Raw genomic sequence first — 9,563 nt, 5'->3', positions numbered from 1 at the left:
TGGCGGCGAGGGCAATACTCATCCCGCCAGACGCCGAGCCGGTGATCCCGGCAAGCGTGGTGATGCTGATAGCCTCATTGAGCAGCGGGTCGGGAATGGCCGCCAGCGCTTTTGACAGCACGAGGAAACCTGGCAGGGCAGCGATCACTGCGCCAAAACCGTATTCTGATGCGGTGTTCATGGCCGCGAGGATCGCACCGCCAACCGCCGTTCGGCTCCCTTCCGCCAGGCGACCTTTAATGTTGCGATAGCCGAAGAGCACCACCAGCAGGATCCCAGAAATCAGCGCCGCTTCTACCGCCCAGATAGCGGTGATTTTACCGACTTCGGTGGTAATCGGTTTGGCAAGGCCCGGAAGTTCCAGTTGATGCTTAGCGCCATACCATTGCGGGATCCAGCGGGTAAACAGTAGGTTAAAAACGCCAACCAGGATCAGCGGAGAGATAGCAATTATCGGGTTCGGCAGGTTAATGTTATCCGGCGTTTCCGGCTCGTTTAACAGTTCAGTGCCATACCCTTCATTCTTTGCCTGCGCTTTACGACGCTGGCGCTCGAGATAAACCAGACCGACAACGATGATAAACAGAGAGCCGATCAAACCCAGCCAGGGCGCGGCCCAGGCGTTAGTTCCAAAGAAGCTGGTCGGAATAATGTTCTGGATCTGCGGCGTGCCTGGCAGAGCGTCCATGGTGAAGGAAAACGCGCCCAGCGCAACGGTGGCCGGGATCAGGCGCTTCGGAATATTACTCTGACGGAACAGCTCCGCCGCAAACGGATACACCGCAAATGCCACCACGAACAGCGATACGCCGCCGTAGGTCAACAGTGCACACACCAGCACAATCACAGGGATGGCGTGACGACGCCCGAGAATGTTGATGGCGGCAGCAACGATGGAGCGAGAAAAACCCGATAACTCGATTAACTTGCCAAACACAGCGCCCAGTAAGAACACCGGGAAGTAAAGCTTCACAAAACCGACCATTTTTTCCATAAACAGGCCGGTGAAGGCAGGGCCGACGGCGCTGGGTTCGGTGAGCAATACAGCACCTAATGCCGCGATGGGGGCAAACAGGATGACGCTATATCCGCGATAGGCTGCCAGCATCAGCAGGCCCAACGCTGCCAGGGCGATTAATACACTCATCATGACTCCTCAATATCATTGTTATAGTGGGGTACAGAAAGAGAAGTTACGGTTTCAGGGCATAGCGCAGCTGATGCTCTCTGCGTTGCTGGATATATTCCTTGCGCGAATCATCCCAGCGATAAAATCCCTGACCGCTGCGCAAACCGGTATCACCGTTAGCCACCTTGTCAGCGACCAGAGACATCATGTCGCTCCCGGTTGCCAGCTCCGGTAGCAGATGCCGACAAATGTCCTGTACCGTAGAAAGTCCGGTCATATCCGCCGCCTCCAGCGGACCGACCATCGCATAGCGACGACCGAGCGAGGCGCGCATTACCTGATCCACCACCTCTGCGCTGGCGATCCCGCTTTTTACGATATGCAACGCTTCACGCAGCAGAGCAAACTGCAGGCGATTACCGACAAACCCCGGCGCGGCGCGGTCGAGCACAACGGCTTCCAGCTGCATCGAAAGCAGCAGTTGTTGCAGCTCCTGCAGATATTCCGGCTTCGTGGCCGTGCCGGGTACAATCTCAACCAGTGGAATAAAATGCGGCGGGTGCCAGAAATGGGCGATTAACAACCGCTCAGGATGGGCGAGCTTTTCTGCCAGCGCATCCGGCGGCAGGCCGCTGGTGTTACTGGCAATGACGGCCTCAGGCGCGATCAGTGCTTCCAGTTGTGCATACAACGCGTGCTTGAGTTCGAGTCGCTCTGGGATGGCTTCGATCAGTAACCCGCACGCGGCGATATCTTGCAGTGAGGTAGTGCCATGCAGGCGACTCACAGCCTGTGCTTTGTCGTCTGCAGGAAACTGTTCGGTGGCAATCAGTTCATCCAGAATACCGCTGGCAACTGCGCCAATGTCTGCAATATGGTTGCTATCGGTGTCGTACAGCCAGACATCGTGACCATAACGGACGAAGTGGGTGGCAATACCGACACCCATTAAACCCGCGCCCAGTACGCAGATATGCTTACTTTTCATGAGATACCTCCTGCGGGCGCTCAACCGCCAGCGCCACCCCCTGACCGCCGCCTACGCACAGCGTAGCCAGCCCTTTGGCTGCGTTACGGCGGGCCATTTCGTGCAGCAAAGTCACCAGAATTCGGCAACCTGACGCGCCAATGGGATGGCCCAGCGCAATCGCGCCGCCGTTTACGTTCACCCGATCGCTGTCCCAGTTCAGGGATTCGCCAACCGCCAGCGCTTGCGCGGCAAAGGCTTCGTTGGCTTCAATGAGATCGACATCATTCAACGTCCAGCCAGCTCGCTTCAGGCACTGAAGTGATGCCTCTACCGGCCCAATACCCATAATCGCAGGGTCGACGCCGGAGACAGCGTAGCCCGCCACTCTGGCAAGAACCGGCAGATTGAGTTCTGCTGCTTTGGCGGCGCTCATCAACATCACTGCGGCGGCGCCATCGTTGATTGAAGAGGCATTCCCGGCGGTCACCGTGCCGTTACCTGGGCGAAACGCTGGTTTGAGCTGCGCCAGCTTTTCAGCCTGCGTATCCGGACGAGGCTGTTCGTCACGATCCACGACACGCGGCGGTTTTTTGCCCTGTGGGACGCTGACTGGCGTGATTTCCGCGCTAAAACGACCGGCTTCAATGGCAGCGGCCGCTTTTTGCTGTGAGCGCAGGGCAAAGGCGTCCTGCTGCTCGCGACCGATCACGAACTTATCCGCCAGATTTTCCGCGGTAATCCCCATGTGATAGTCGTTAAACGCATCCCACAGACCGTCATGCACCACGCTGTCTTTCATGCTGGCATGACCGAGCCGCAGTCCCGCCCGGGCGCCGTCGAGGAAATAGGGCGCATTGCTCATGCTCTCCTGCCCACCCGCAATCACAATTTGCGCATCGCCGCAGCGAATCGCCTGGACCGCCTGATGCACCGCCTTCATGCCCGAGCCGCACACCAGATTCAGGGTTAACGCGGGCGTGGTGACCGGCAGTCCTGCGCGTAACGCCGTTTGCCTGGCAGGGTTCTGGCCGCAGCCAGCCGTCAGAACCTGGCCGAAGATCACTTCATCAATTTGCTCAGGTGCCACGGCGGTTTTTTCCAGCAGCGAACGGATCACCACTGAACCTAGTTCAACCGCGGAAAGCGGCGCCAGCGCGCCATGAAAACTGCCAATTGGGGTGCGCGTTGCCGCGACAATAACAACATCCTGCATGGTCAGCTCCTCAGCTAAAGTGCATTTCGGGGACATTTTCGGGAACGATCAGCTTGCCGGCGGTTCTGGCGACTATCTCATCGACGCTGATGCCCGGCGCTCGCTCGCGCAGAATGAACGCCCCATCGGCAATCTCCAGCAGCGCCAGATCGGTAAGCACGCGTTTAATACAGGCCACGCCGGTCAGCGGCAGGGTGCAGGCGGGAAGCAGTTTCGACTCGCCGCTTTTAGAGGCATGCGTCATCACCACGATGATGTTGTCGGCTCCGGCAACTAAATCCATCGCGCCGCCCATGCCTTTCACCATTTTTCCGGGGATCATCCATGAGGCGATATTGCCGTTAACATCCACTTCAAACGCGCCGAGCACCGTCAGGTCGACGTGACCGCCGCGGATCATGGCGAAGGATTGCGCCGAGTCGAAGATTGCCGCGCCTTTGCGCGCCGTCACGGTCTGTTTCCCGGCGTTGATCATGTCAGCATCAATTTCGTCTTCCGTGGGAAACGGGCCCATACCCAGCAAACCGTTTTCCGATTGCAGCATTACGTCCATGCCTTCAGGAATGTAGTTGGCCACCAGAGTAGGAATACCAATCCCAAGGTTGACGTAATAACCGTCTCGCAGTTCGCGGGCGACACGCATCGCCATTTGTTCACGCGTTAACATGGTCAGGCTCCTTTCTGGCGCAGGGTGCGTTGTTCAATACGTTTTTCAAACTGGCCCTGGATAATGCGGTTAACGTAAATTCCGGGGGTGTGAATTGCGGCGGGGTCCAGCTCTCCGGGAGGGACAATTTCTTCAACTTCCACGACGGTAATACGCCCAGCGGCAGCCATCAGCGGATTAAAATTTTGTGCGGTATGGCGATAAATAACGTTGCCGTACCAGTCGGCTTTCCAGCCTTTAACCAACGCAAAATCACCGGTTATCGCCTGCTCTAAGATGTAAGGGCGTCCGGCAAACTCGCGAACTTCTTTCCCTTGCGCGACCGGGGTTCCGTATCCGGTCGCGGTAAAGAATGCCGGGATCCCCGCGCCGCCCGCGCGCAACTGCTCAGCCAGCGTGCCTTGCGGCGTCAGGATAGCTTCCAGTTCACCGCTGAGAACCTGCTGCTCAAACAGGGCGTTTTCACCTACATAAGATGCGACCACTTTGCGTACCTGGCGCGTTTCCAGCAGAACGCCAAGGCCAAAACCATCCACGCCGCAGTTGTTTGACACAACCGTAAGCCCCTGAACCTCCCGACGGCGTACTTCGGCAATCAGGTTCTCAGGGATCCCACATAAGCCAAAACCGCCCGCCAGCAGCGTCATGTTATCGGTCAGTCCTTCCAGCGCCTCTTGATAGGTGGCAACCCGTTTATCCAATCCAGCCATATACTTGCCCCTCCTGTTGTCCTTGCCGACATCATTGGGGGTGAAAAATGATTTGTTAATTTTAAATTTGTGACTCACTCATTGGGTTTTTTTATCAATTTAATGTTAATTAAAGGTATTCAACAAGTTAAAGGAATGCGAAATGGGAATGAGCATCAAACAGTTACGCGCGTTTTTAGCGGTAGCTCACACTCTGAATTTTGCTCATGCCAGTGAAAGACTGAATATGTCGCAACCCGCTTTAAGCCTGGCGATTAAAGGACTGGAGGATTCACTGGGCGGGGCGTTACTGTTGAGAACCACCCGCAAAGTGACCCTGACGCAGGAGGGAGAAACGCTGCTCAACATGGGGCGACAGCTGCTGGCGGACTGGGAGAATACGGAAGAGGCAATGCGCCAACGCTTTACGCTGCAGCGCGGGAAAATTTCTATTGCCGCCATGCCCTCATTCGCCGCTAACGTCCTGCCATCGGTACTGAAAACGTTTCGTGATTCCTACTCCGGGATCAACGTAACGGTACATGACGTCATTAACGAACAAGTGATTGAGATGGTCAGTGAAGGGCGGGTGGAGATGGGCATTGCTTTTGAGCCGGACTCTTCAGGGCATCTGCATTTCACCCCGCTCGGCGTGGATCGTTTTATCGCGATTGTTCCGCCGACATGCAAACTGGCGGGCCGGGATCGTATTGCGTGGCGCGAATTACTGACGCTGGATTTTATCACCCTGCAACGTCCTTCCGCCGTGCGCCTGATGCTGGAAGAACAGCTGGTGCAAAGTGGGCATACGCTGGAAGTGGCGCTGGAGAGCCATCAACTGGTGACGGTTGGTCGCCTGGTGGCGAGCGGACTGGGCGGCAGCGCCGTGCCCGCATTGTGCCGCACGCAAATGACAGAGCTGGGTGCAACCTGTATCGATCTGGATACGCCGGTGATCCAGCGTCGGATCGGCGTTTTGCGTTCGGCGCATCATAAGTTATCTACCGCTTCTGAAGTGCTGGTGGATTCACTGAAAAAGGCGTATTGCACCTGACTCTCACGCAATACGCCAACCGTTCAGCTCATGCAACCGCCCGCCAGCAGCGAACTTCACCACCGCTATCACTTTTCAGCAATGCCTGTTTCTTCTCACAGCCGCTGGTTGCCAGTGGGCACCTGTCACGGAAAAAACAACCCTGGGGCAGCGTTCGGTTCCCCGGTAGTTCGGTTTTCCGTAACACCAAATCCTCCGCCAGCGGTGCTCCCGTTTTAGGGACCGAATCCAGCAATAACCGCGTGTAGGGATGGGCGGGCTGCGTGAGTACCTGCTGCGCATCGCCCAGCTCAACAATTTGCCCGAGGTACATCACCGCCACGCGGTCGCTCATATGGCGAACCACCGACACGTTGTGCGAGATCAGCACGTAGGTCAGGTTTCTGCGCGCCTGCAATGACACCAGCAGATTGAGAATTTGCGCCTGCACGGAGATATCCAGCGCCGAAGTAGGTTCATCAAGCACAATCACGTCCGGCTCTGATGACAACGCCCGGGCGATGGCAATACGCTGGCGCTGTCCACCGGAAAACGCATGCGGCAGGCGGTCGAGATATTCAGGACGAATTCCCACTTGTCGCGCCAAATCTTCAGCAAGCATACGGCGCTCACGTTCTGCAGGACGTTTTTGGATCCACACCGGTTCGGTGATAATCCGCCATACCGGTAAGCGCGGATCCAGCGATGAAAGGGGATCCTGAAAGACCATTTGCATACCGGTATGCTGCTTGTCACCACGGCGCGCATAGTTGCCCTGACTGGGTTTCAGCATCCCCATCAGCAGTTGCGCCAGCGTACTCTTTCCACAACCGGACTCGCCAACAATCCCCAGTGTTTCCCCCTGACGGATCTGTAAATCCAGACCATTGAGGGCATGCACCCGTTCCGTTACCTTGCCGAGCCAGTTTTTACGCGCAGGGAAGTTGACATGAACATTCTGCAGCGCCAGTAAAAAATCAGACATGTGTTGTCTCCAGTTGCGGATACCAGCAGGCAGATTGTTGATCCCCGCCTCCCTGACTGCGTAACGCAGGTGTTTCTTCACAACGGGGGCCAGCGGCAAAGCAGCGCTCGCGAAACGCGCATCCCGTCGGTAAGCAGGTTAAGTTCGGCACGGTGCCGGGAATGGCGGGCAGCAATGCGCGTGGCTCGCCGTGCTCCGGCGCGCATTTCAGCAGACCAATGGAATAGGGATGCGTCGGGCGTTGAATAACGGTTTGCGTTGGGCCACTCTCAATCACGCTTCCGGCATACATGACGTACAACCGGTCGCATAACTGTGAAACCACCGCCATATCATGGCTGATAAATAACACGGCTGTCCCGCTGGCTCGCGCTTTTAACTTCAGCAAACGCAGCACCTGCAGTTGCACCGTGACGTCCAGAGCGGTGGTCGGTTCATCGGCAATAATAAGCTCCGGTTCACATGAAAAGGCCAGCGCTATCATTACGCGCTGGCGCATCCCGCCGGAAAGCTCAAACGGGAAACGCTTCATGACTTCCGCCGCGTCCGGGATTTGCATCTCCTGGAGTAAAGCGATGGCTTTCTGACGGGCATCCGTGCGGCTTAACGCCTGATGATGGCGGATAACCTCCACCATTTGCTGACCGATGCGCCGGGTCGGATTCAGCGCCGTCATGGGCTCCTGAAAGATCATCGCTACGCGTGCGCCGCGCCATTGGCGCATTTGCTTCTCGCTGGCATTGAGCACATCTTCCCCCAGCAGCGAAACGCGTCCCTGGTGGATATGATAACTGCCTTCCGGCAGCAGACGCATGGTGAGCATGGCCGTCACGGACTTACCAGAACCGGACTCGCCAACCACGCCAACGATTTCTCCGCGGTTGATATGCAGCGATACATGGTTAAGCGCATGCACGTCAGCTTTATAGCCGGGAAAACTCAAATGCAAATCTTCGATTTCCAGCACGGGTTGTGTCATGACTGTTTTCCTCCGGCTTTCGGGTCAAGCAGATCGCGAATACCATCGCCAAAGAGATTAAAGCCCACGGCGGTAATCAGAATGGCGGCGCCGGGGAAAGCGCAATACCACCACTGATCAAGCACATAGTTACGGCCTATTGCGACCATCGCTCCCCATTCAGCGCTGGGTTGCTGTGCGCCCAGACCGATAAATCCGAGCGTGGCGGCCATCAGGATCGCACTGCCGATATCGAGCGACGCTTGCACAATTAGCGGGGGCAGAGAGTTACGTAAAATGTGCCAGCTAATCAGATGCCAGCGTGATGCGCCGTAGGTCCGCGCCGCCTGCACATAGGTAAACTGGCGCACGACTAACGTTTGACCGCGTGCGAGGCGCACATAAAACGGAATACGTACGATAGCAATCGCCAGCATGGCGTTAAACAGGCTTGGACCCAACGCGGCGGCCAGCGCCATCGTCAGCACCAGCGAGGGAATGGACAGCATAATGTCCATTATTCGCATAATAATTGCATCGGCGCGTCCGCCCATTACGCCAGACAAACAGCCCAGCAGCGAACCCAATCCCCCGGCGATACCCACCACGACCAGCCCCGCAACGACCGATTGTTGGCTACCCACCAGAACGCGGCTGAACAGATCGCGGCCGACTTCATCGGTACCAAACCAGTGAGCGGCTGACGGGGGCAGCAGGCGCGCACTCAAATTGATGGCATTAGGGTCGTGAGGGGTTATCCACGGCGACAGCACCATCAGCAGCAGTATCAACACAATGATGACCCCGCCAACCAGCGTCAGCGGGCTGCTTTTCATCATCCAGAACAGTTTAGCCCAGTCCGTGCGACGGCGTGTTGTCTGAGGCGCGGCTGGCGTTTCTTGTGTGAGCATCATTGTGCGTCTCCGCGTCCAATTCGTGGATCGATCCACAAGTAGAGTAAATCCACCACCAGGTTAACCAGCACATAGGCGAAAGAGACCACCACGGCAAATCCCATTACCGCCGGGAAGTCGAGCGCCTGAATCGACGTCACCACCCAGGCGCCCATTCCCGGCCAGGCGAAGACCGTTTCAGTCAGCACCGCACCGTAGAGCAGATCGCCCAATGCCAGGCCGAGAACGGTTATCGAGGGGATAAGCGCATTTGGCAACGCGTAACACAACACGATGTACCAGCCCGGCAACCCGCTGGCGCGAGCGGTGCGAATGTAATCTTCACTCAGTTGCTCCAGCATGGCGGAGCGAATCTGGCGGGCAACGATCCCCAGGTGCACAAAGGCCAGCGTCAGTGATGGCAGGATCAGGTGCTGAAGCGCATTGAAAAAGACTTCGCCATTGCCTTCCAGCAGTGCATCAATCAGATAGAACCCGGTGACGTGAGTTGGCGGATCCAGCCAGTCGTCTAAACGTCCACCACCGGGTAAAATTTGCAGATGACCATAAAACAGCACGATAACCCCCAGCCCCAGCCAGAATGCTGGCGTGGAGATACCGGTGATTGCCATCAGGCGAACGAGGTGATCAAGCCAGCGGTTGCGCCAGACCGCAGATAAAATGCCCAAAGGAATACCGATAACCAGCGCCAGCAACAAGGAGCAGAAAGCCAGCTCAAGGGTGGCGGGGAAGAAGATGCGCAGCTCATCCAGCACCGGACGTCCGGTGCGAATAGAAGTGCCTAAATCGCCGTGAAAAATGTCGCTGACATAGCGAAAAAACTGGACATACAGCGGCTGGTTCAGCCCCAACTGTTGGCGAATATTTTCGACAATTTCATCGCTGGCGCGATCGCCCGCCAACAGCCGCGCGGGGTCGCCAGGTATCAGGTGCGAAATAATAAAAGTGATTACGCAAACACCGATAACCACCAGAATAAGTCCCCAGCATCGCTGGCGTAAAATG

Annotated in this window: 10 protein-coding genes; 1 reads left to right on the top strand and 9 read right to left on the bottom strand. The window is 56.8% G+C overall.

Annotated elements, in window-relative coordinates; translation table 11 throughout:
* The 5 genes from FDW87_RS11295 to FDW87_RS11275 form a co-directional block, all read right to left on the bottom strand.
* Positions 1-1,150: GntP family permease (locus tag FDW87_RS11295; RefSeq protein ID WP_252363120.1), on the bottom strand; the 1,150-nt coding region annotated here is incomplete at its 3' end.
* Between the two features lie 43 nt (positions 1,151-1,193).
* Positions 1,194-2,117, bottom strand: a complete 924-nt coding sequence (locus FDW87_RS11290) for a 3-hydroxyacyl-CoA dehydrogenase family protein (RefSeq protein WP_137379751.1) — start codon at positions 2,115-2,117, stop codon at positions 1,194-1,196.
* Positions 2,107-3,312, bottom strand: a complete 1,206-nt coding sequence (locus tag FDW87_RS11285) for an acetyl-CoA C-acetyltransferase (protein WP_046276372.1) — start codon at positions 3,310-3,312, stop codon at positions 2,107-2,109. The genes FDW87_RS11290 and FDW87_RS11285 overlap by 11 nt, the downstream gene beginning before the upstream one ends.
* Positions 3,313-3,322: 10 nt before the next feature.
* A complete protein-coding gene (locus FDW87_RS11280) occupies positions 3,323-3,979 on the bottom strand; it encodes a CoA transferase subunit B (protein WP_016153097.1) in 657 nt (218 codons plus the stop codon).
* Positions 3,980-3,981: 2 nt separating this feature from the next.
* Positions 3,982-4,689 carry a CoA transferase subunit A gene (locus FDW87_RS11275; protein ID WP_016153096.1) on the bottom strand — a complete coding sequence of 236 codons (708 nt, stop codon included), beginning with the start codon at positions 4,687-4,689 and terminating at the stop codon, positions 3,982-3,984.
* 142 nt (positions 4,690-4,831) lie between these two features.
* On the opposite strand from FDW87_RS11275, the gene FDW87_RS11270 reads away from it, so the two are divergent.
* Positions 4,832-5,722 (top strand): LysR family transcriptional regulator, encoded by an 891-nt coding sequence (locus FDW87_RS11270; protein WP_016153095.1) that lies wholly within the window; start codon positions 4,832-4,834, stop codon positions 5,720-5,722.
* A 28-nt stretch (positions 5,723-5,750) separates the two neighbouring features.
* On the opposite strand, the gene FDW87_RS11265 is transcribed toward FDW87_RS11270, so the two are convergent.
* From FDW87_RS11265 to FDW87_RS11250, 4 genes are read right to left on the bottom strand one after another with little or no spacing between them, the layout of a single operon-like run.
* On the bottom strand, positions 5,751-6,686 hold the full coding sequence (locus tag FDW87_RS11265) for an ABC transporter ATP-binding protein (protein ID WP_016156538.1): 936 nt from the start codon (positions 6,684-6,686) through the stop codon (positions 5,751-5,753).
* Complete coding sequence (locus tag FDW87_RS11260; RefSeq protein WP_016156537.1) at positions 6,679-7,665, bottom strand: ABC transporter ATP-binding protein; 987 nt, start codon at positions 7,663-7,665, stop codon at positions 6,679-6,681. The genes FDW87_RS11265 and FDW87_RS11260 overlap by 8 nt, the downstream gene beginning before the upstream one ends.
* A complete protein-coding gene (gene ddpC / locus FDW87_RS11255) occupies positions 7,662-8,558 on the bottom strand; it encodes a D,D-dipeptide ABC transporter permease (protein ID WP_016156536.1) in 897 nt (298 codons plus the stop codon). Before ddpC ends, FDW87_RS11260 begins: the two co-directional genes overlap by 4 nt.
* Positions 8,555-9,562 carry an ABC transporter permease gene (locus tag FDW87_RS11250; RefSeq protein WP_252363119.1) on the bottom strand — a complete coding sequence of 336 codons (1,008 nt, stop codon included), beginning with the start codon at positions 9,560-9,562 and terminating at the stop codon, positions 8,555-8,557. The genes ddpC and FDW87_RS11250 overlap by 4 nt, the downstream gene beginning before the upstream one ends.
* Position 9,563 lies beyond the last annotated feature (1 nt).

It is taken from the genome of Citrobacter sp. wls826, from assembly GCF_005281245.1.
In the GTDB taxonomy this organism is placed as follows: Bacteria; Pseudomonadota; Gammaproteobacteria; order Enterobacterales; family Enterobacteriaceae; genus Citrobacter; species Citrobacter braakii.
This window is presented reverse-complemented; position numbering and strand designations above follow the sequence as displayed.